This is a genomic window from Streptomyces sp. MA5143a (genome assembly GCF_900290235.1).
GTDB lineage: Bacteria > Actinomycetota > Actinomycetes > Streptomycetales > Streptomycetaceae > Streptomyces.
Genome location: NZ_OLMK01000038.1, coordinates 1 through 20598, shown reverse-complemented (window position 1 = coordinate 20598; position 20598 = coordinate 1). Strand labels below are relative to the sequence as shown.

At 73.0% G+C, this 20598-nt stretch carries 19 protein-coding genes; 6 read left to right on the top strand and 13 right to left on the bottom strand.

Annotated features, from left to right (window positions below):
- Positions 1–48 precede the first annotated feature (48 nt).
- The 3 genes from SMA5143A_RS19070 to SMA5143A_RS19060 all read right to left on the bottom strand — a co-directional run bounded on the left by SMA5143A_RS19070 (position 49) and on the right by SMA5143A_RS19060 (position 2182).
- Positions 49–525: a hypothetical protein gene (locus SMA5143A_RS19070; protein WP_107464114.1), complete on the bottom strand. Its 477-nt coding sequence runs from the start codon at positions 523–525 to the stop codon at positions 49–51.
- A gap of 446 nt (positions 526–971) precedes the next feature.
- Positions 972–1325 (bottom strand): cytidine deaminase, encoded by a 354-nt coding sequence (locus tag SMA5143A_RS19065; protein WP_107464113.1) that lies wholly within the window; start codon positions 1323–1325, stop codon positions 972–974.
- 38 nt (positions 1326–1363) lie between these two features.
- Positions 1364–2182 (bottom strand): helix-turn-helix transcriptional regulator, encoded by an 819-nt coding sequence (locus SMA5143A_RS19060; RefSeq protein WP_181361930.1) that lies wholly within the window; start codon positions 2180–2182, stop codon positions 1364–1366.
- Between the two features lie 191 nt (positions 2183–2373).
- On the opposite strand from SMA5143A_RS19060, the gene SMA5143A_RS19055 reads away from it, so the two are divergent.
- Positions 2374–3816 (top strand): MFS transporter, encoded by a 1443-nt coding sequence (locus SMA5143A_RS19055; protein ID WP_107464111.1) that lies wholly within the window; start codon positions 2374–2376, stop codon positions 3814–3816.
- Here the strand turns inward: SMA5143A_RS19055 and SMA5143A_RS19050 are convergent.
- From SMA5143A_RS19050 to SMA5143A_RS19030, 5 genes are all read right to left on the bottom strand, one after another.
- Entirely contained in the window at positions 3778–4137 is a 360-nt protein-coding gene (locus tag SMA5143A_RS19050) for an MmcQ/YjbR family DNA-binding protein (protein ID WP_055539465.1), read from the bottom strand. The genes SMA5143A_RS19055 and SMA5143A_RS19050 overlap by 39 nt on opposite strands.
- A complete protein-coding gene (locus tag SMA5143A_RS19045) occupies positions 4134–5441 on the bottom strand; it encodes a hemolysin family protein (protein ID WP_107464110.1) in 1308 nt (435 codons plus the stop codon). The genes SMA5143A_RS19050 and SMA5143A_RS19045 overlap by 4 nt, the downstream gene beginning before the upstream one ends.
- Entirely contained in the window at positions 5438–5935 is a 498-nt protein-coding gene (gene ybeY / locus SMA5143A_RS19040) for an rRNA maturation RNase YbeY (RefSeq protein WP_055516287.1), read from the bottom strand. The genes SMA5143A_RS19045 and ybeY overlap by 4 nt, the downstream gene beginning before the upstream one ends.
- A gap of 14 nt (positions 5936–5949) precedes the next feature.
- Positions 5950–7017: a PhoH family protein gene (locus SMA5143A_RS19035; protein WP_107464109.1), complete on the bottom strand. Its 1068-nt coding sequence runs from the start codon at positions 7015–7017 to the stop codon at positions 5950–5952.
- Positions 7018–7163: 146 nt separating this feature from the next.
- A complete protein-coding gene (locus SMA5143A_RS19030; RefSeq protein ID WP_107464108.1) occupies positions 7164–7955 on the bottom strand; it encodes an IclR family transcriptional regulator in 792 nt (263 codons plus the stop codon).
- A gap of 106 nt (positions 7956–8061) precedes the next feature.
- On the opposite strand from SMA5143A_RS19030, the gene SMA5143A_RS19025 reads away from it, so the two are divergent.
- The 5 genes from SMA5143A_RS19025 (at position 8062) to SMA5143A_RS19005 (ending at position 13971) form a co-directional block, all read left to right on the top strand.
- Positions 8062–9090: a 5-dehydro-4-deoxyglucarate dehydratase gene (locus SMA5143A_RS19025; RefSeq protein ID WP_308812039.1), complete on the top strand. Its 1029-nt coding sequence runs from the start codon at positions 8062–8064 to the stop codon at positions 9088–9090.
- The gene (locus SMA5143A_RS19020; RefSeq protein WP_107464107.1) at positions 9087–10388 is read left to right on the top strand and encodes a glucarate dehydratase family protein; all 1302 of its coding nucleotides are present in this window, start codon (positions 9087–9089) and stop codon (positions 10386–10388) included. Before SMA5143A_RS19025 ends, SMA5143A_RS19020 begins: the two co-directional genes overlap by 4 nt.
- An 81-nt stretch (positions 10389–10469) precedes the next feature.
- Complete coding sequence (locus SMA5143A_RS19015; RefSeq protein WP_107464106.1) at positions 10470–11330, top strand: class I SAM-dependent methyltransferase; 861 nt, start codon at positions 10470–10472, stop codon at positions 11328–11330.
- 77 nt (positions 11331–11407) lie between these two features.
- Positions 11408–12520 carry a carbohydrate kinase family protein gene (locus tag SMA5143A_RS19010; protein ID WP_181361927.1) on the top strand — a complete coding sequence of 371 codons (1113 nt, stop codon included), beginning with the start codon at positions 11408–11410 and terminating at the stop codon, positions 12518–12520.
- Between the two features lie 257 nt (positions 12521–12777).
- On the top strand, positions 12778–13971 hold the full coding sequence (locus SMA5143A_RS19005) for an MFS transporter (RefSeq protein WP_107464104.1): 1194 nt from the start codon (positions 12778–12780) through the stop codon (positions 13969–13971).
- A 22-nt stretch (positions 13972–13993) separates the two neighbouring features.
- Here the strand turns inward: SMA5143A_RS19005 and SMA5143A_RS19000 are convergent, their stop codons facing one another.
- The 5 genes from SMA5143A_RS19000 to SMA5143A_RS18980 all read right to left on the bottom strand — a co-directional run bounded on the left by SMA5143A_RS19000 (position 13994) and on the right by SMA5143A_RS18980 (position 20398).
- Positions 13994–14983, bottom strand: a complete 990-nt coding sequence (locus SMA5143A_RS19000) for an adenosine deaminase (protein WP_107464103.1) — start codon at positions 14981–14983, stop codon at positions 13994–13996.
- A 48-nt stretch (positions 14984–15031) separates the two neighbouring features.
- Positions 15032–15940: a ribonuclease Z gene (locus SMA5143A_RS18995; RefSeq protein WP_107464102.1), complete on the bottom strand. Its 909-nt coding sequence runs from the start codon at positions 15938–15940 to the stop codon at positions 15032–15034.
- A 6-nt stretch (positions 15941–15946) separates the two neighbouring features.
- Positions 15947–16300, bottom strand: a complete 354-nt coding sequence (locus tag SMA5143A_RS18990; RefSeq protein WP_107464101.1) for a histidine triad nucleotide-binding protein — start codon at positions 16298–16300, stop codon at positions 15947–15949.
- A 177-nt stretch (positions 16301–16477) separates the two neighbouring features.
- Positions 16478–19723 carry a S41 family peptidase gene (locus tag SMA5143A_RS18985; RefSeq protein ID WP_107464165.1) on the bottom strand — a complete coding sequence of 1082 codons (3246 nt, stop codon included), beginning with the start codon at positions 19721–19723 and terminating at the stop codon, positions 16478–16480.
- Between the two features lie 129 nt (positions 19724–19852).
- A complete protein-coding gene (locus SMA5143A_RS18980; protein ID WP_107464100.1) occupies positions 19853–20398 on the bottom strand; it encodes a hypothetical protein in 546 nt (181 codons plus the stop codon).
- Between the last annotated feature and the right edge of the window lie 200 nt (positions 20399–20598).

The window sequence follows — 20598 nt, the reverse complement described above, 5'->3', positions numbered from 1 at the left end:
TGCCGCCGGACGGGCGGCACCACCCCTCAGCCGTTCACGTTCCGCGGATCAGTCGAACACGAACGGGCCGGGCGACTGCGGTCCGCTCGCCGTGCAGTTCACGGGGAAGCCGAAGACGACCATCTGCAGGGAGCCGCCGTACGCCTCCAGGCTGTCGCCGGGGGCGACGGTGCCGGTGAGCGGGCCGACGACCATGCCGTCGCCGGCGGCCAGCGCCGGGTTCTCGGTGCCGGTGAAGGAGGTGGTGCCGCCGCCCGCCTTCACGAAGGTGAGCGTGGACCGGATGGAGTCCTCGGCGAAGGCGATCGGTGCGGTGATCTCCGAGGAGGAGAGGGTCACGGTGGCGGACGTGCCGTCCTGGGTGGCCGTGAGCGTGGCCGCGCCGGAGCCGCCGATCGCACAGCTGGCGTTGATCGTCGCGGACTGCGGGGTGACGGCCGCGGCACTGGGGGCGAGAGCGAGGCCGGTGACGGCGAGCGTCCCCGCGGCGAACGCCGCGCCGACTCCGAGTCGTATGCGTCTCATCGAGCGATTTCCCTTCCCTTGCACGGGAGTCGCACGGGGCTTGGGGACAGCTCCGTGCGGCCCGGTACGGGCATTGCCATGTGGGGGCGGAACAACGCGCGGCCGCGCGGCGGAATCTGACGGTCCGCCATAGGAACGGCTCCATTGAGACGCGCGGCGCCTGAGATTGCAAGAGAAGCTCCGCCGGTCGCACCCAGGGTCGACAAAAGTGGCCGAAGCCTTATGTCGCTTGCGGGTTCAACCACTTCACGGCGGGCCGATGTCGAGGCGTTCTGTCCCGCGCCGCGCGAGTTGTCGGCGCCGGGGGCCGGGTGTCCACTCGCCCGCGGGTGATTCTCACGCGACCCGACCGGACGTTACCGGCCGTAACACTAGCCTGCGGGAGACCACCGGCCCCTTCGCCGAAGATCACTGCGCGGGTGCGCGAACGTGCGCCCCGGCGGGGCTCAGCCCGCCGTCAGCGTCGCCCGTACCGTGCCGTCCGGGCCCGCCAGCAGCACCGGGGTTCCCGCGCCACCGAGGTCGCGGACGGCCGCGCGGTCCTCGTCGGAGACGGCGTCGGAGTCGCTCACCACGGCCGCCGCCTCCAGGGACTTCGCGCCGGAGGCCACCGCCATCGCGACCGCGGTGCGCAGCGCGCTGAGCCGCAGGGAGTCCAGGGCGACGGTTCCCGCGACGTACGTCCGGCCCGTCTCGTCGCGTACGGCCGCGCCCTCGGGCACGCCGCCTCGGGCCCGCGCGGAACGGGCCAGGGTGACGATCTTGCGGTCCTCGGGGTCGAGCGCGCTGCTGTCGGTCATGATCCGAGCATACGTAGCCGCCCGGCCGCCATCCGCGCTCACCCCGCCACCGGGTACAGCGCCCCGCGCCTTCCCTCCGGCGAGACCAGCCACTCCAGTCTGGCCGCGGTGTCCTCGTCCAGCGGGGTGTGGAGCACGATCGTCAGATCGGGGCGGGCCGGCATCCTCATCGCGCTGGACTCCAGGTGGAGCAGCCCGGCCACCGGATGGTCCAGCTCCTTGCGGATCTGCCCGGCGTCCTCGATGTCCCGCCGCTCCCACAGGGCCGCGAACTCGGGGCTGGCCGCCATGACCCGGCCCAGCAGCTCCCGCAGCCCCTCGTCGTCGGGCGTCGCCGCGCACGCCGCCCGGAACTGGGCGACGACCGAGCAGGCGTTCGCCTGCCAACTCCGGGAGCGGGAGCGGTACATCGGGTCGATGAAGAAGTCCAGGAGGCAGTTCTGGGTGACACCGGGGCGCATCCCGAGGACGAGGGCGGCCGCGTCGTTGTGGAGGACGCTGTTGTAGTACCGGTCCATGACGTGCGCCGGGTACGGCATCCACGCGTCCAGCATCCGCCGCAGCCCGTCGCACATGTCGCGCCGCTCGGGCTCGGCCTCGGGGACGGGCGGGTTGAGCCCGGCGAGGAGGTACAGGTGCCGCCGTTCGGCGCCGCTGAGCCGCAGCACCCGGGCGACGGCGTCCAGGACCTGCGGGGAGACGGAGATGTCCCGCCCCTGCTCCAGCCACTGGTACCAGGAGGCGCCCACGCCCGCGAGGACGGCGACCTCCTCACGGCGCAGACCGGGCGTACGGCGCCGGGCCCCGCCGTCGGGCAGCCCGGCGTCGGCCGGGGAGACCCGGGCCCGCCTGCTCATCAGGAACTCCCGCAGTTCGGTGCGGCGGTGCGTCCTGCCCGCCGCGGTCCCCGCGACCGCTGTCACGTGTCCTACTCCCCGGTTCGACGGCCTGCCGGCACCCACCCGGCCGGCGACCGGCGGGTGGTGGTGCCACCACCAGGACAACTGCCCGCTCCCCACGGCTATTCCGGCCGCCGCACTGTCTTCCCATGGCAATCGACACCACGTCCCCGACCACCGCCCCCGGCGGAGGCACCTCCCTGTCCCCACGCGACCGTCTCGTCCTGTTCGTCCTGTGCGCCGCCCAGTTCATGGTCGCGCTCGACTTCTCCGTCCTGAACGTGGCACTGCCCCTCCTCGGCCCCGACCTCGGCATGAGCCCGTCGGCGCTCCAGTGGGCGGTGACGGCGTTCGCGCTTCCCTCCGGCGGTTTCCTGCTCCTCTTCGGCCGGGTCGGCGACCTGTACGGCCGCCGCCGGCTGTTCCTCGCCGGGCTGGCCCTGTTCGGCGCGGCCTCGGTGCTGGCCACGTTCGCCTGGGACCCGGCGTCGTTCCTGGCGGGCCGCGCGCTCCAGGGCCTCGGCGCGGCGGCGATCGTGCCGACCGGCATGTCACTGCTGACGACCACGTTCCCGGAGGGGCCGGCCCGTGACCGTGCCCTTGGAGTCTCGGGCACCGTGCTGTCGCTCGGCTTCACCTTCGGGATGGTGGCCGGCGGAGTGATGACCGACGCGCTCGGCTGGCGCTCCACGATGGGTCTGCTCGCCGTCTTCGCGCTGCTGGTGCTGCCGCTGGCCCCCGGTCTGCTGCCCGAGTCCCGCACCCCGGAGCGCCCGCGGCTGGACGTGCCCGGCGCGATCACGGTCACCGGTGGTCTGCTGGCCGTCATCTACGCCCTGTCCACGGCGGCGGAGCGCGGCTTCGGCGGTACCGACGTGATCGGCACGCTCGTCGTGGGGCTCGCCCTGCTGGTGGCCTTCGTCCGCGTCGAGTCCCGTGCGGAGGAGCCGCTGGTGTCCCTGCCGATGCTGCGGCGCCGGACGGTGGCGTGGGGCAACCTGGGCGGTCTCGTCACCTTCTCGATGATGTCGACGGTGGTCTTCGTGCTGACGCTCTACCTCCAGGAGACCCTTGGGCTGTCGGCGTTCGAGACGGGCCTGGTCTTCGGCACCCAGGGGGTGCTGTCGGCGGTGGCCGGCACGTACGCCCCCCGGGTCATCGGCCGCTTCGGCGCCCGCCGCACCCTGGTCGTCTCCCTGGCCGGCCAGGGCCTGCTGACCGCCGCCCTGCTGGGGATCGGCGAGGCCGGCTGGTCGGTGTGGCTCGCGGTGACCGCGGTGTCCCTGGCGAGCATGTGCCACCTGGGCGCGATCATCTCCTACGGCCTGACCGTGACCTCCGGTGTCCCCGACCACGAACAGGGCCTCGCCACCGGCCTGGTCACCTCCACCCAGCAGGTCGGCATCACCGTCGGCATCCCGCTCCTCGGCGTCCTCGCCACCACCTCGGGCGATCTGCTCGCCGGGGTCCACCTGGTCATCGCCCTGGACACGGCGATCCTCCTGGCGGCGGCGGTCCTGGTCGCGGTGGGCCTGCGCGCGCGGCGCGGCGCGTCAGGGACGGTCGAGGCGCAACCGCTCGGCTCGCGGTAGCCCGGCCACGACCAGGTCGTACGAGTCCTCGATGAGCTCCCGGACAACGGCGTCCGGGAGGTCGCCGTCGACCGTCACCGTGTTCCAGTGGCGCTTGTTCATGTGGTAGCCGGGGGCGATCAGGCCGGGGTGTTCACCGCGCAGCCGGACCGCGTCCTCGGGGTCGCACTTGAGGTTGACCTTCAGGGGCCGCTGCTCCGTCCAGCTCAGCGCGAACATCTTGCCGAGGACCTTGAAGACGGAGATCTCCGGGCGGAACGGGAAGTCCTCCACGGCCTCGTCGAAGGACAGGCAGAAGGCGCGCAGTTCGTCGGGGGTCATTCCGTCCTGGCCCCCTCTTCCGCGGGCTCGGCCGGGCCGATCGGCTCCACCAGCACCGTGACGATCTTGTTCCGGCGGCCGGCCGCGGCCTCCGCGGTGAGCCGCAGTTCCCGCCCGTCGGGCAGTTCCACGACCGAGGAGGCACCGGCGATGGGCACCCGGCCCAGCGCCTTGGCGAGGAGACCGCCGACGGTCTCCACGTCCTCGTCGTCGTAGGCGTCGAGGCCGTACAGCTCGCCGAGGTCGGTGATGTCGAGGCGGGCGGTGACCCGGTGGCGGTCGTCGCCGAGCTCCTCCACCGGGGGCAGTTCCCGGTCGTACTCGTCGGTGATCTCGCCGACGATCTCCTCCAGGATGTCCTCGATGGTGACGATGCCGGCGGTGCCGCCGTACTCGTCGATGACGACGGCGACGTGGTTGCGCTCCTGCTGCATCTCGCGGAGCAGGTCGCCGGCGTTCTTGGTGTCGGGGACGAAGACCGCCGGACGCATGGCGGTGGAGACCAGTTCGTTCTCGGCGTCGCGGTTGATGTGCGTCCTGCGGGCCATGTCCTTGAGGTAGACCACGCCGACGATGTCGTCCTCGCTCTCCCCGGTGACGGGGATGCGGGAGAAGCCGGACCGCAGGGCGAGGGTGAGCGCCTGACGGATCGTCTTGTACCGCTCGATGACGACGAGGTCGGTGCGCGGGACCATCACCTCGCGGACCAGGGTGTCACCGAGTTCGAACACCGAGTGCACCATGCGGCGTTCCTCGGCCTCGATCAGCGACTCCTGCTCGGCGAGGTCGACCAGGGCGCGCAGCTCCGCCTCGGAGGCGAAGGGGCCGCGGCGGAAGCCCTTGCCGGGGGTGAGCGCGTTGCCGATGAGGATCAGCAGGGCCGGGACGGGGCCCATGATCCGGGCCAGCGGCAGCAGCACGTACGCCGCGGCCGTGGCCGTGTTCAGGGGGTGCTGGCGGCCGATGGTGCGCGGGGAGACGCCGACGGCGACATAGGAGACGAGGACCATGACGCCGATGGCGACGGCCAGCGCCTCCCAGGTCGCGTCGAACTCCTTCAGGCACGCGTAGGTGACGAGGGCCGCGGCGGCCATCTCGCAGGCCACGCGCACCAGGAGCGCGACGTTCAGATAGCGGGTCGGGTCGGCCGTGACCTGGGCGAGCTTGGCGCTGCCGCGCCGCCCGGACCGCACGGCCTCATCGGCCCGGAAGCTGGAGACCCGCGCGAGGCCCGCCTCCGCGCAGGCGGCGAGCCAGGCGACGACGACCAGGGCGACGGCACCGCTGACGAGGGATGCGCTCATGACACGGTCGGGGCCGGGGACGGGCCGGTGAGGCCCTTCTCCGCGCGCCAGCCGTCCACGATGGCCGCCTGGAGACCGAACATCTCGGCCTTCTCGTCGGGCTCCTCGTGGTCGTAACCGAGGAGGTGCAGCACTCCGTGGACGGTCAGGAGCTGGAGCTCCTCGTCCATGGAGTGCTGCGTGGCCGCTTCCTTGCCCTGCTTCTCGGCGACCTCGGGGCACAGCACGATGTCCCCGAGGAGGCCCTGCGGCGGCTCGTCGTCGTCCTTCGACGGCGGACGGAGCTCGTCCATGGGGAAGGACATGACATCCGTCGGGCCGGGCAGGTCCATCCACTGGATGTGCAGTTGCTCCATGGCGTCGGCGTCCACCACGATCACCGACAGTTCGGAGAGCGGGTGGATGCGCATCCGCGCGAGTGCGTAGCGGGCGATGTCGAGGATCGCCTGCTCGTCGACCTCGGTTCCGGACTCGTTGTTGACGTCGATCGACATGGCGCTGTGCTTGTCTACTTCCCCTTGTGCCCGGCCCTGCCGCGGCTCTTGTGGGAGCCGTTCTGGGTGCCGTGCTGGCTGTCGTACTGCTCGTACGCGTCGACGATACGGCCGACGAGCTTGTGCCGGACGACATCCTGCGACGACAGCCGGGAGAAGTGCACGTCGTCGACGCCGTCCAGGATGTCCTGGACCTGGCGCAGACCGGACTTCGTGCCGTCCGGCAGGTCGACCTGTGTCACGTCACCCGTGATCACGATCTTCGAGTCGAAGCCGAGGCGGGTGAGGAACATCTTCATCTGCTCGGGCGAGGTGTTCTGGGCCTCGTCGAGGATGATGAAGGCGTCGTTGAGCGTGCGGCCGCGCATGTACGCCAGGGGCGCGACCTCGATGGTCCCGGCGGCCATGAGCCGGGGGATCGAGTCGGGGTCGAGCATGTCGTGCAGCGCGTCGTACAGCGGGCGCAGATAGGGGTCGATCTTCTCGTAGAGGGTGCCCGGCAGGAAGCCGAGCCGCTCGCCGGCCTCGACGGCGGGGCGGGTCAGGATGATGCGGTTGACCTGCTTGGACTGAAGGGCCTGCACGGCCTTGGCCATCGCCAGGTAGGTCTTGCCGGTGCCGGCGGGGCCGATGCCGAAGACGATGGTGTGCTTGTCGATGGCGTCGACGTACCGCTTCTGGTTGAGCGTCTTGGGGCGGATGGTGCGGCCGCGCGAGGACAGGATGTTCTGCGTGAGCACCTCGGCCGGGGTCTCCTGGCCGTCGCCCTTGCCGTTCTCACTCGCTCTCAGCATGGCGATCGAGCGTTCCACTGCGTCCTCCGTCATCGGCTGTCCGGTGCGGAGCACCAGCATCATCTCGTCGAACAGGCGCTGGACGAGAGCGACTTCCGGGGCGTCGCCGACCGCGCTGATCTCATTGCCCCGGACGTGGATGTCGACCGCCGGGAAGGCCTTCTCGATCACGCGCAGGAGGGAGTCGCCGGAGCCCAGCACGGTCACCATGGGGTGCGCCGCGGGGACGGTGAACTGCGCTCTCGCCTTGCCCTGCGCGGGGGTGTGAGCTGTGGGTGTCTGAGTCATGGGCCGGCTCTGGGGCCGCACGTCCTCCTTGTAACGGCTCGCAGGCCCTGTGCGGGGGCTGCGCTTGCGATTCAAGGGTACGCCGGGGCACCGACAACACCGTAGGAGTTTTCGACGGTGCGGATGAGCTCCGGGGGCTCGGTGGCTCAGCGCCAGAGCGGGGCGCCCGCCGTGCCCCCGGTCGCGGCCTCGATCCTGGCTCTGGTCTCCGTCATCACCCGCACGATGCGGTCCTCGTGGGCCGGGGTCAGGCGGGTGGTCGGCACCGAGCAGCTGATGGCGTCGCGGGCCGGGGTGTCGTAGCGCAGGGCGAAGCCGAAGCCGACGATGCCGGGGACGCCCTCCTCCCGGTCGACGGAGTGGCCGCGGGCGCGGGTGGCGGCGAGGTCGGCGACGAGGGACGCGCGGGTGGTGCGGGTGCGGGGGGTGAGCGCCTCGTACGGGCCCTCGGGCAGCGCCTCGTTGGGGCGCTCGGCGAGGAGGGCCTTGCCGAGGGCGCCGGCGTGGGCGGGGAGGCGGCGGCCGACGCGGCTGATCGTGCGCAGGTACTCGTGGGACTCGCGGGTGGCCAGGTAGGCCACGTCCATGCCGTCGAGGCGGGCCAGGTGGATGGTCTCGCCGAGGGCGTCGGACGCCTCGTCGAGGTACGGCCGTACGGTGCGCACGCGCGGGTCGGAGTCGAGGTAACCGGTGCCGGTGAGCAGGGCGCGGATACCGATGCCGTACAGGGAGCCGGTGGTGTCGGTACGGACCCAGCCCCGGCCGATCAGCGTCTGGAGCAACGCGTACATCGAGCTGCGCGGGACCCCGAGCTCGTCCGCCAGTTCCTGGAGCCGGGCCGGCCGGTCGCCGCGCGCGGCCAGCAGCTCCAGCAGGTCGAGGGTGCGCGCGGCCGATTTCACCTCACGGACGCCCCCCGCGCCCTCTGTCTCCGCCATACGCCGATCGTAAGCGGCCCGTTCCTGCCCATTGACGCCGGTCATTCATATATCTAACCTCCATCCTCATACATGGAGGACGTCTACATAGGGAGATGACGTTCAGGTGGGCCTCGACTCGGACCTCCCCGCGGCCACGGTCCGGCGGCTGCGCGACGGCATGGCGGACGGCGTCCTGTCGTTCCCGCTCACCAGCTTCCGCGCCGACGGCTCCCTCGACCTCGACGGCTTCACCGCGTACCTCGACGGGCAGGTCGCCACCGGCCCCGGCGCGGTCTTCCCCGCCTGCGGCACGGGCGAGTTCTTCTCCCTGGACGAGGACGAGTACCGGCAGGTGGTGACCGCCGCCGTGGAGGTGACGGCCGGGCGGGTGCCGGTGGTCGCCGGGATCGGCTACGGGTGGGCGCAGGCCGCGCGGTTCGCGCGGATCGCCGAGGAGGCCGGCGCCGACGCGCTGCTGGTCCTGCCGCACTATCTGGTGGCCGCCCCGCAGGACGGGCTGGTCGCACAGGTGGAGGAGATCGCCGCGCGGACCCGGCTGCCGCTCATCGTCTACCAGCGCGACCAGGTCTCCTTCACCGCCGACTCGCTCCGCCGGATCGCCCGCGTCCCGAACGTCGTCGGCCTGAAGGACGGGCACAGCGACCTCGACCGGCTCCAGCGCCTCACCCTCGCCGCCCCCGAGGGCTTCCTCTTCTTCAACGGCGCCGCGACCGCCGAGGTCCAGGCCCGCGCGTACGCCACGGTGGGTGTCCCGGCGTACTCGTCCGCCGTCCACGCCTTCGCACCCGAGATCGCCGGGGCCTTCTTCGGCGCGTTGCGGCGCGGTGACGACCCGGCGGTGGAGAGGCTGCTGCGTGCGTTCTACGTCCCCCTCGTCGAGCTGCGGGACCGGCGGCCCGGGTACGCGGTGTCGCTGGTGAAGGCGGCCGCCCGGCTGCGCGGCCGTCCCGTCGGCCCGGTCCGCGCCCCGCTGACCGACCCCTCGGCCGCCGACCTCGCCGACCTGGAACGACTGCTGGACACCGGTCTCGCCCTCGCCGCGGACCTCGCCGCCACGGCACCCGCCGCCCCCTCCGGCGCGGTGTCCGGCGGCACCGCGCCCGCCGCCCCCACCGTAGGAGCCGCCCTGTGACCGCCGCCCGTGATCTGACCGTCGCCGAGGTCCGGCTGACCCCGATCCTGGTCGCCGATCCGCCGTTGCTGAACACACAGGGCGTGCACCAGCCGTACACGCCCCGGCTGATCGTGGAGGTCGTGACCGCCGACGGGACCACGGGGGTCGGCGAGACGTACGGCGACACGAAGTACCTGGAGCTGGCGCGGCCGTTCGCGACGCGGCTGGTGGGCCGCTCGGTCGACGACCTGAACGGGCTGTTCGCCGTCGCCGACGAGGTCGCGGTCGACGCGTCGCGGACCTCCGGCCAGGTGGACGTGGGTGGCCTGCGCGGGGTGCAGACCGCCGACAAGCTGCGGCTCTCGGTCGTCTCCGCGTTCGAGGTGGCCTGCCTGGACGCCCTCGGCAAGGCGCTGGGCCTGCCGGTGCACGCGCTGCTCGGCGGCAAGGTGCGGGACACGGTGGAGTACAGCGCGTACCTGTTCTACAAGTGGGCCGACCATCCCGAGGGCGTCACCTGCGAGAAGGACGACTGGGGCGCGGCCCTCGACCCGGCCGGGGTGGTGGAGCAGGCCCGGAGGTTCACCGAGCGCTACGGCTTCACGTCCTTCAAGCTCAAGGGCGGCGTCTTCCCGCCGGACGAGGAGATCGCCGCGGTCCGCGCCCTCGCGGAGGCGTTCCCCGGCCGTCCGCTGCGGCTCGACCCCAACGGGGCCTGGTCCGTGGAGACCTCCGTGCGGGTCGCGGACGCCCTGGCCGACGTCCTCGAATACCTGGAGGACCCGGCGCTGGGCACGCCCGCCATGGCCGAGGTCGCGGCGCGCACGCCGGTGCCGCTCGCCACCAACATGTGCGTGACGACCTTCGCCGAGATCAAGGAGGCGTTCACGAAGGACGCCGTCCAGGTCGTCCTGTCGGACCACCACTACTGGGGCGGCCTGCGCAACACCCGTGAGCTGGCCGCGATCTGCCGTACCTTCGGCGTCGGCGTCTCCATGCACTCCAACACCCACCTCGGCATCAGCCTCGCCGCGATGACCCACGTGGCGTCCACGGTGCCGAACCTCCACCACGCCTGCGACTCCCACTACCCCTGGCAGTCCGAGGACGTCCTCACCGAGCGCCTCACCTTCGAGAACGGGGCCGTACGCGTGTCCGACGCGCCGGGCCTGGGCCTCCAGCTGGACCGCGCCCGGCTGGCCCTCCTCCACGAGCGGTGGCTGGCCGACGACGGCTCCCTCCACGACCGGGACGACGAGGCGGCGATGCGGGTGGCGGACCCGGCGTGGAGCACCCCGTCGGTGCCGCGCTGGTGAACGGCCCCACCGCCTGCTGAAGGGCGCCGGACGCCCGCGTGTCCCCGTTCCGCTCCGGCCCGGCGGGGCCATGGTGGGGGCATGGACGACAGGCGTGGCGACGTGTGGGCGGCCGGTGACGCCTACGAGCGGTACATGGGCCGGTGGAGCCGTCCGGTCGCGGAGCGGTTCACGGCGTGGCTCGGCCTCCCGGACGGTGCGCGGTGGCTGGACGTGGGATGCGGCACCGGCGCGCTGACCGCGACGGTGGCGGCCCGCTGCCGTCCGCGCGCCGTGGTGGGGCTGGACCGGTCCGCCGGGTTCGTGGCCTCCGCCCGTGCCGCCGCGCCCGCGCCCGCGCACTTCGTGGTGGCCGACGCGATGGCGCCGCCGGTGCGCGACGGGGTGTTCGACGCGGTGGTCAGCGGGCTGACGCTCAACTTCCTCCCCGCGCCGGGCGCGGCGGTGGCCGCGTGGGCCCGGCTGGTGCGGCCGGGCGGCCTGGTCGCGGCGTACGTGTGGGACTACGCGGAGGGCATGGAGTTCCTGCGGCGGTTCTGGGACGCCGTGGTCGCGCTGGACCCGTCGGCCGCCCCGCTGGACGAGGCCCACCGCTTCCCCGTCTGCCGCCCGGACCCGCTGCGCGCGCTGTGGACGGAGGCGGGGCTGACCGACGTGGCGGTCACCCCGATCGAGGTGCCCACGGTCTTCGCCGACGTCGCCGACTTCTGGCAACCGTTCCTGGCCGGGCAGGGCCCCGCCCCCGGCTACGTCACGGCCCTGGCGCCGCCCGCCCGTGACCGCCTGCGCGACGAACTCGGCGGGACGGTGCCCACACGGCCGGACGGCTCGATCGCCCTCACCGCCCGGGCCTGGGCGATCGAAGGCCGGCGCGCGCCCCGCCCCGGCGAGGGGCGCGGTGAACCGCGCGGGCGACCCGGCACACCCCGCACCCCGCGATGAACTGGCGCCCCCGTCCACCCGGCGGAACGTTTTGATGCACACTGGCAGATCCACGCACCACTGCCAGGGAGCACATCGTGACCGCGTTCAATGGGGAGCGTCCACACCACCTGCCCCAGGTCGACCCGCTGTCGGCCCTGAGGAGTCCGGACGCCCCACCCTGGGACGTGTATCTGACCGGCACCGTCTTCTACGACATCATCTTCACCGGCCTCGACTGCGCGCCGGTCCGCGGTACCGAGTCCTGGGCCCGCGGCATGGGGTCCAGCCCCGGCGGCGTGGCGAACATGGCCACGGCGCTGGCCCGGCTCGGCCTGCGGACCTCCCTCGCCGCGGCCTTCGGCGACGACCACTACGGCGAGTACTGCTGGGACGCCCTGGAGCAGGGCGAGGGCATCGACCTGTCCACCTCCCGCACCGTCCCCGGCTGGCACTCCCCGGTCACCGTCTCCATGGCGTACGAGGGCGAACGCACGATGATCTCGCACGGCCACATCGCCCCCGAGGAGGCGTTCGCCCCGGAGTGCCCGCCGCACGCGCGTGCCGCCGTCACCTGCCTCGGGCCCGGCGTGGACGCCCCCTGGATCGCGCAGGCCGCGCGGAACGGCTCCCTGATCTTCGCGGACGTCAGCTGGGACGAGACCGGCGCCTGGGACCTGGCGGGGCTGGTCGGCCTCGCGCACTGCGAGGCCTTTCTGCCGAACGCGGAGGAGGCCATGCGGTACACCGGCGCGGAGTGCCCCCGCGCCGCCGCCCGCGCCCTCACCGACCACGTCCCGGTGGCCGTGGTGACGCTCGGCGCGGAGGGGGCGTACGCCGTGGACGGCCGTACCGGCGAGACGGCCGAGGTACCGGCGATCGCGGTGGAGGCCACGGACCCGACGGGCGCCGGCGATGTGTTCATGGCCGGTTTCGTCACCGGCACGCTCGCCGAGTGGCCGCTGGCGGACCGGCTGGCCTTCGCGGGGCTGACCGCCGCTCTGTCGGTCCAGGAGATCGGGGGTTCGCTGTCGGCGCCCGGCTGGTCCGAGATCGCCGCCTGGTGGCGCCGGGTGCGGTCCCTCGACGTCCAGGACCCCACCGCCCTCCGCCGCTACGCCTTCCTGGAGGACTTCCTCCCCGAGGGGCCCGTGGCCCCCTGGCCGCTGCGCCGCGCGGTCCCCACCATCGGCTTCCGCCGCTCGGCGTAGGGCCCCTCTGACGTGAACTCCCCCGCGCGGCAGGGCGGTTGAGAGCCCTTCCGCGCGACCGGGGCGTGAGCGGATACCCCACCGCACACGCCCCAAACGCAACGTGACTCACATCACGCCCTTTGCGTTTCTTTCGTGCTCCGCGACCTTGATACAAATTCTCCGCGCGTTCCTGTCCGTCGACAGCCGCCCAATTCCCTTGCCGGGCCGCGGTCGTCGGGGTCCGGAGCCACACCCTCGCACGTCCAGGAACGCCCGTGTCCCCCCGCACCCCCACCCTGCCCTGGCCCCTCGTCGCCCTTTTCACGGCCGGGTACCTCGCCGCGTACCTCCTGCCGACCACCGTCGGCCGGCTCGACGCGGCCCTCCCCCTCACCGCCACCGAGGCCGGCGCCGTCGGCAGCGCCCTGCTGCTGGGTTCGGCCACGGCCGGCTTCACGCTCGCCGCACAGGTGGAGCGGTTCGGCCCCCGCCGCCTCGCCCGCGCCGGCCTGCTGCTCGCGGCCGTCGGCTACGGCACCGCCGCCCTCACCACCAGCCTCCCCGCGGTCGTCGCGGGAGCCGTCCTCGGCGGCTTCGGCTCGGGCACGGCGACCGCCGTGGCCGCCGCCGGCATCGCCGCCCAGCGCGACCCCCACCGGGTGTCCACGACGGGCCTGCTGGGCGTCTCGGCGCTGGCCGGCGCCCTCTATCTGACGATCCCCCACCTGGGCCCCGGCCACGGCGTGCCGCTCGCCGCACTCGCCGTCACGGCCCTGCTCACCCTGCCGGCGACCGGCCGTCTCACCACCGCCGTGGCCGCCGCCCCCACCGGCGGGGAACGCGGCCCACTCCCCCACCGCCGCTCGGGACTGGTCCTCGCCGCGACCCTCCTGCTGTGGTCCCTCGCGCAGAACTCCCTGTGGGGCGTGAGCGGCCGCGTCGGCACCACCCAGGCCGGGCTCACCGAGGTCACCGTCGGCGCGGTCTTCGCGGCGGCCCTCGGCGCGGGCCTGCTCGGGGTGATCGGCGCGGGTGCGCTGGGCGCGCGGCTGGGCCGGGCGCTGCCCATCGGCGGCGGCACCGCGCTCATCGCGGGCTGTATCGCGCTGAGCGCCTCGGCGACCGACCTCACCACCTTCGCCACGGGCGAGATCGCCTGGAACGTGCTCTACCCGGTCGTGCTGTCGTATCTGATCGGCCTTGCCGCCTCGCTCGACCCGCGCGGCCGCTGGGCGGTCCTCGTCGGCTCCGCGTCCTCGCTCGGCACGGCCGCCGGCCCCCTCACCGGCAGTCTGCTCTCCGCGCACGCCGGTTTCCCGGCGATGGGCGCGATCCTGGCCGTGGGCCTGCTCCTGATCGCCGCCCCCATGACGGCCGTGGCCCTGCGCACCACGACCGCCACGACCGAGCACGCCCGCTACCGGGACCGGACGGCCACCGAACAACCGGAGTACCGCCCGGCGGCCTGAGCCCGCGGGCGAACGGCACCCGTCAGAACTCGTACGCGTCGACCTCGGCGAGATACCGGGCCCGCCGCTCCTCGTCGTCCTCCAGGAAGGAGGCGGTGAAGGAGTTGCGGGCCAGCTCGCGCAGCCGTTCCTCGCTCAGGCCGAGGCTGCGGTGGACGGCGTCGAAGTTGTCGCCGGCGTAGCCGCCGAAGTAGGCGGGGTCGTCGGAGTTGACCGTGCAGAGCAGCCCCGCGTCGAGCATGGCGGGCAGCGGGTGGTCGGCGAGGGTGTCGACGGTCCGCAGCCGGACGTTGGACAGCGGACACAGCGTCAGCGGGATCCGCTCGCGCACGAGCCGTTCGACGAGGTCCGGGTCCTCCATGCAGCGCAGCCCGTGGTCGACGCGCTCGACACCGAGCACGTCGAGGGCCTCGGTGATGTACTCCGGGGGCCCCTCCTCGCCCGCGTGCGCGACCCGCCGCAGCCCGAGTTCGGCGGCGGCCTCGTACACCTCGCGGAACTTGACCGGCGGGTGCCCGACCTCGGCGGAGTCGAGCCCGATGCCGGTGATCCGGTCGAGGTACGGCCGGGCGGCCCGAAGGGTCTCCATGGCGGAGGCGGCGGACTCGTCACGCAGGAAGCACATGATCAGGCGGGTGGAGATCTGGTGGGTCTCCTCGCTCTTCTCCAGCGCCCGCCACAGCCCCTCGACGACGGTGCCCATGGCGACCCCGCGGGCGGTGTGCGCCTGCGGGTCGAAGAACATCTCCACGTGCCGCACGCCCTGCGCCGCGGCCCGGGTGAGATAGGCGTCGGCGAGGTCCGCGAAGTCCCGCTCGGTGCGGAGCACGGCCATCAGCTCGTAGTACAGGTTCAGGAACGACTGGAGGTCCTCGAACCGGTATGCCTCGCGGAGCGCGTCCGTGTCGGCGTACGGCAGGGTCACCCCGTTCCGCGCGGCCAGCTCGAACGCCAGCTCGGGCTCCAGGGTTCCTTCGATGTGCAGGTGCAGTTCAGCTTTGGGGAGGGACATCGAAGCATGGTACGTCCGGCATGCCGCGATTCCGCATCCGCGCGGCCGTCACCGTCGTTTCGGCAGCGCCACCCTCATCAGGTCGTGCGCCACACTCAGCTCCCCCTCGAATCCGGCGGCCCGCGCCTGCCGTTCGAACTCGTCCGGCTCCGTGTAGCGCTGGCTGAAGTGGGTCAGCACGAGGTGCCGTACGCCACAGTCACGGGCCACGGAGGCTGCCTGACCGGCGGTCAGATGGCCGTGGTCCACGGCGAGTTCGATGTCCTCGTTGAGGAAGGTGGACTCGATGACGAGCATGTCGACACGGTCCGCGAGGGCGTACACCCCGTCGCACAGCCGGGTGTCCATGATGAACGCGAACCGCTGGCCGCGCCGCAGCTCGCTCACGTCGTCCAGCGACACACCGCCGAGGCTGCCCTCCCGCTGGATCCGCCCGATGTCGGGCCCCTTGATGCCGTGCTCGGCGAGCCGCTCGGGCAGCATGCGGCGCCCGTCGGGTTCGACGAGCCGGTAGCCGTACGACTCCACGGGGTGGGAGAGCCCCCGCGCGTCGAGCGTGTACGCGGGGGTGGCGGCCAGCACGGCGCCCTCCCCGTCGACGGGGACCTCCGCGATCGGCACGGTCTCCCGGTACGCCGTCGCGTACCGCAGCCGGTCGAAGAACCGTTTGCCGGAGCGCGGGTAGTGCGCGGTGATCTCGTGCGGGACGCGGTCGAGGTTGATGCGCTGGATGACTCCGGCGAGCCCGAGCGAGTGGTCACCGTGGAAGTGGGTGACGCACAGGCGGTTCAGGTCGTGCGCGGCGACACCGGCGCGCAGCATCTGGCGCTGGGTGCCCTCGCCGGGGTCGAACAGCAGGCCCTCGCCGTCCCACCGCAGGAGGTAGCCGTTGTGGTTGCGGTGCCGGGTCGGGACCTGGCTGGCGGTGCCGAGGACCACCAGTTCACGTGAGGACACGGCAATTCACCCGGGGGGCCACTGGAGGCCGCGGCCGCCGACGACGTGCGCGTGGGCGTGCCAGACGGTCTGACCGGCGCCGCTGCCGGTGTTGAAGACGATGCGGTAACTCTCCAGCTTGTCCTCGTCCGCGACGGCCTGGGTCTCGCGCAGGACGTCCGCGGCGAGCGCGGGGGCCGCGGTGGCGAGCGAGGCGGCGTCCGGATAGTGCGCCTTCGGGATGACCAGGACGTGGGTCGGCGCCTGGGGGTTGATGTCCCGGAACGCGACGGTCGTCTCCGTCTCCCTCACGATCGTCGCCGGTACGTGCCCCGCCGCGATCTTGCAGAACAGACAGTCGTCCTGCGGCTCCCCTGCCATACGTCGCCTCCGCTCCGCCACTGTGATCACTACGCGCGCCATCGTATCGACCAAGGTGCGCCCCCGCCGCGTATCGGGGAGGGCGGGCCGCAGGCCCGTCCCTCCAGGGGCGCGGGGAACTGCGCGAGAAACCACGACGAACCCGCACCCGCCATGCGAACGCGCACCCCCGAGCTACTAGGCGCCCTCGCCCGGCAACCCCGGCGCCGTCTTCGCCGGCGTCTCCTCCAGCCCCGCCAACGCGATCCGGATCGCCTCGTCCAGCTGCGGATCACGCCCGGCCGCATGGTCCTGCGGCGCCTGCACGACCTCGACGTCCGGATCGACGCCGTGGTTCTCGACGCCCCACCCGTACCCCTCCAGCCAGAACGCGTACTTCGGCTGGGTCACCAGCGTCCCGTCGACGAGCCGGTACCGGCTGTCGATGCCGACGACCCCGCCCCACGTCCGCGTCCCCACGACCGGCCCGATCCCGAGCGCCTTGATCGCCGCGTTCACGATGTCCCCGTCGGACCCGGAGAACTCGTTGGCGACGGCGACGACGGGCCCCCGGGGCGCGTCGTCGGGGTAGCTGGTCGGCCGCATCCCGCGCGGCAGGTCCCAGCCGACGATCCGCCGCGCCAGTTTCTCCACGACGAGCTGCGAGGTGTGTCCGCCCCGGTTCTCCCGGACGTCCACGACGAGGCCCTCCCGCGCCACCTCGACCCGCAGGTCCCGGTGGAGCTGTGCCCAGCCGGACCCGACCATGTCGGGCACGTGCAGATAGCCGAGACGGCCGCCGGACTTCTCGTGGACATAGGCCCGCCGGTCCGCCACCCACGCGTGGTACCGCAGCGGCTCCTCGTCCGCGATGGGCACCACCACGGCGTGGCGCGGGTCGCCGCCCCCGGAGGGCAGGACGGTCAGTTCGACGGCCTTGCCCGCGGTGCCGACGAGCAGCGGTCCGGGCCCGGCCACGGGGTCGACCGGCTGTCCGCCGACGGCGACGATCGCGTCCCCGGCCCGGACGGCCACACCGGGCGCGGCGAGCGGCGCGTGCGCGTCGGGGTCGGACGTCTCGGAGGGCAGGACTCGGTCGATGCGCCAGGTGCCGTCCTCGTGCCGGGAGATGTCCGCGCCGAGAAGGCCCTGCCGCCGGTCGCCGAAGCCTCCGCCGCCGCGCGGGGTGACGTAGGCGTGGGAGGTGCCCAGTTCGCCCTGCACCTCCCACAGCAGGTCGACGAGGTCGTCGTGGGTGGCGACCCGGTCGAGGACGGGCCGGTAGCGGTCGAGGACGGCCTGCCAGTCGACGCCGCCGAGGTCGGGGCGCCAGAAGTTGTCCCGCATGAGGCGGCCGGTCTCGTCGAACATCTGCCGCCACTCGGCGGCCGGGTCGACGCTCTGCCGTACACGGCTGAGGTCGACGGTGATGTTGCTGTCGCTGTCGTCGTCGCCCGAGGCCCGCCGGTCGCTGGGGACGACCTTGAGCTTGCCGTCGGTCCACAGCAGCACCCGTTTGCCGTCGCCGCTGACGGCGTAGTGCTCGGCGTCGGAGGCGAGGTACTCCAGGCGCCGCTGGGCGAGGTCGTACCGCTCCAGGGACGTCTTCGGGTCGGGGTCGTCGGGGGTGGCCCGGGAGTGGCCGAGGACGCCGGTGACGGGGTGGCGCAGCCAGAGCACACCGTCCTTGGCCGCGCGGAGCGTGGAGTAGCGGGCCGCCTCGACGGGGAAGGGCACGATCCGGTCGGCGAGCCCTTCGAGGTCGATACGGGTGACGGGGGCGCCCTCGCTGTCCGGGGTCTCCTCCTTGTCGGGAGCCTCGAACGGCCGGCCGTGGCGCTGCGGCCCGAAGGGTGACGGGGTGGTCGCGGCGAGCGTGATGAGGTGCGGGCGGGCACCGCTCAGGAAGTGCAGGTCGAAGACGTGTTCGTCGTAGACGGGGTCGAAGGCGCGCGCGGAGAGGAAGGCCAGGTGTTTGCCGTCGAGGGTGAACGCCGGGGAGAAGTCCTGGAAGCGGAGCGGGGTGGCCTCGGTGACGGACAGGTCGGCGGTGTTGGCGAGCTTGAGCTGGCGCAGGGGGCGCGCGCCGGGGTGCGACCAGGCGAGCCAGCCGGAGTCGGGCGAGAAGACGAGCCCGGTCACCTCCCCGTCCTCGCTGCGGTCGACCTCCCGGACCTCGCCCGTCTCCCGCTCGACGAGGAGGACCCGCCCGTCGTGCGCGGCGACGGCGACCCGGCTGCCGTCGGGGGCGACGGCGAGCCCGAGGACCCGGCCCAGCTGTCCGGCGGCGAGCCGGCGCGGTGTGGTGCCGGGTCCGGCTCCCGTCGAGGGGGCGAACTCCAGCGCGTCGTCGCCCTCCGCGTCGGTCACCCAGACCACCCATTCCTCGCCCTCCACCCGGAAGGCGCGCGGCAGCCGGGCCCGCACCCCGTGCTCGGCGGCGAGCGCGCGAGCGGGTCCGGAGCGGTGGGTGACCCAGTGGACGGAGCCGCGGACGGCGACCGCGCTGCCGCGGGCGGTGTGGTCGGGTGAGGCGGAGCCGAACCAGCGGGAGGCGTTCACCGGGTACGGCTGGAGGTCGACGCGCTGCCCGCCCAGCCGGACGTCGATCCTGCGCGGCTCGGCCCCGTCGAGGTCGTCGAGCAGCCACAGTTCACCGGCGGAGGAGTACACGACCCGGGTGCCGTCGGTGGCCGCGTGCCGGGCGTAGAAGCCGTCCACCGGGGTGTGGCGCCGCAGGTCGGAGCCGTCCGCGAGCGAGGAGTACAGCGCGCCGACGCCCTCGTGGTCGGAGAGGAACGCGATCCGGTCGCCCACCCACAGCGGGTACTCCAGGTTCCCGTCGAGGTCGGCGTGGAGGCGGACGAACTCGCCGTCGCCGTCCCGGTCGATCCACAGCTTGCCCGCCGTGCCGCCCCGGTACCGCTTCCACCAGGCGGCCTCGCGGCCCATCGGCGCGGACAGCAGCACGGTGGCCGGGCCGTACGCGACATGGCCGACCGGCCCGTACGGCAGGGTCGTGGCGGGTCCGCCGTCCAGCGGAACGGCCCGTGCCCAGCTCTGCCGCAGGCTGGCCTGTCCGTGGGTGCTGAGGGCGAGGACCTGCCCGTCGGGGGTCCAGCCGCGTACCTGGGTGCGCCAACCGCCCCAGTGGGTGAGGCGCTTGGCGGGGCCGCCGTCGACGGGCGCGACATGCACCTCGGGGGCGCCGTCCCGGGTGGAGGTCCACGCGACGAGCGTGCCGTCCGGGGAGATCCGCGGGTGGTTGACGGGCATGTTGTCCGCGCTGACGCGCCACGCGCGACCGCCGTCGAGAGGGGCGACCCAGACGTCGTCCTCGGCGGTGAAGGCGATCAAGTCGCCGCGCAGATGCGGGAATCGGAGATACGCGGACTGAACGGACGGGGCGGACGGAACGGACCGGACAGACTGGACGGCCTGCACGGACGGCGTGGACGGTGCGGTCTGAGTCACCCGGTCACTGTAAGCAGCGCACGGGCATCTGGGGAGACGTTTGGATCATGTCGCCCCCCACGCAGCGCACTTGCCCCTTTCACACCCTTTGCCCTCCGGCTACTTCCCTTCCGGCCAGCACTGCGGGTCCTTCTGGCACCAGATGGTCTGGGTGACGGTCACCGTCGCGGTGGGGCCGGGCCGCCCCGGCTGGTCCGGTGTCCCGGAGGTGGGGTCGGGGGCGTTGCAGTTGCCGAGCACGTCGACGTGGAACCGTTGCTTCCCGTCGACCTTGGCGGTCAGGTCACCGCGGACGCACTTGCCGTTGACCTCCTTGGTCACCTTCCCGGTGATGGTGATGTCGCGGCCCTTCTTGTCCTCGCCCTCGCAGTCGACGTTCGCCACGGTGTCGACGGAAGCGGAGGCCGAAGCGGACGTCTTCTTGTCACCGCCGTCACCGCTGCCGTCACCGCTGCCGCCACGGCTGCCGCCGCCACTGTCGCCGTACGAGGCCGTGCAGGTGAGCCACTGGACGTCGACGCCGTGCCGCTCCAGCTCCTTGGTCCCCATCTGGTCCGTGGTGAAGGCGACGGCACCGGTGTTGAGCCCACCTCCTTCACAGGCGGCGAGCGCGACGATCGCCACGATGCCGAGTCCGGCGCGCACCCACGTGCGGCGCCTCGCGGACCGATTCACCCTTACTCGTCCCAAAACCCCCATAGACGGCAGCCTCCCACCACTGGGCCCCACGACGAAAGACCACATGCAGCCACGCTCCCCCAGCCGGGGTGTTCCCCGCGGGGCCGTGTATATGCGCCCAAGGACTCGGGCCGGAGGGTGCGTTCGCGGGTGCGGGTGCGTGGGGG

What these genes read in the sequence shown, in the direction of transcription:
- SMA5143A_RS19070 (WP_107464114.1), bottom strand. Translation starts at nt 525, where the DNA reads ATGAGACGCATACGACTCGGAGTCGGCGCGGCGTTCGCCGCGGGGACG.
- SMA5143A_RS19065 (WP_107464113.1), bottom strand. Translation starts at nt 1,325, where the DNA reads ATGACCGACAGCAGCGCGCTCGACCCCGAGGACCGCAAGATCGTCACC.
- SMA5143A_RS19060 (WP_181361930.1), bottom strand. Translation starts at nt 2,182, where the DNA reads ATGAGCAGGCGGGCCCGGGTCTCCCCGGCCGACGCCGGGCTGCCCGAC.
- SMA5143A_RS19055 (WP_107464111.1), top strand. Translation starts at nt 2,374, where the DNA reads ATGGCAATCGACACCACGTCCCCGACCACCGCCCCCGGCGGAGGCACC.
- SMA5143A_RS19050 (WP_055539465.1), bottom strand. Translation starts at nt 4,137, where the DNA reads ATGACCCCCGACGAACTGCGCGCCTTCTGCCTGTCCTTCGACGAGGCC.
- SMA5143A_RS19045 (WP_107464110.1), bottom strand. Translation starts at nt 5,441, where the DNA reads ATGAGCGCATCCCTCGTCAGCGGTGCCGTCGCCCTGGTCGTCGTCGCC.
- ybeY (WP_055516287.1), bottom strand. Translation starts at nt 5,935, where the DNA reads ATGTCGATCGACGTCAACAACGAGTCCGGAACCGAGGTCGACGAGCAG.
- SMA5143A_RS19035 (WP_107464109.1), bottom strand. Translation starts at nt 7,017, where the DNA reads ATGACTCAGACACCCACAGCTCACACCCCCGCGCAGGGCAAGGCGAGA.
- SMA5143A_RS19030 (WP_107464108.1), bottom strand. Translation starts at nt 7,955, where the DNA reads ATGGCGGAGACAGAGGGCGCGGGGGGCGTCCGTGAGGTGAAATCGGCC.
- SMA5143A_RS19015 (WP_107464106.1), top strand. Translation starts at nt 10,470, where the DNA reads ATGGACGACAGGCGTGGCGACGTGTGGGCGGCCGGTGACGCCTACGAG.
- SMA5143A_RS19000 (WP_107464103.1), bottom strand. Translation starts at nt 14,983, where the DNA reads ATGTCCCTCCCCAAAGCTGAACTGCACCTGCACATCGAAGGAACCCTG.
- SMA5143A_RS18990 (WP_107464101.1), bottom strand. Translation starts at nt 16,300, where the DNA reads ATGGCAGGGGAGCCGCAGGACGACTGTCTGTTCTGCAAGATCGCGGCG.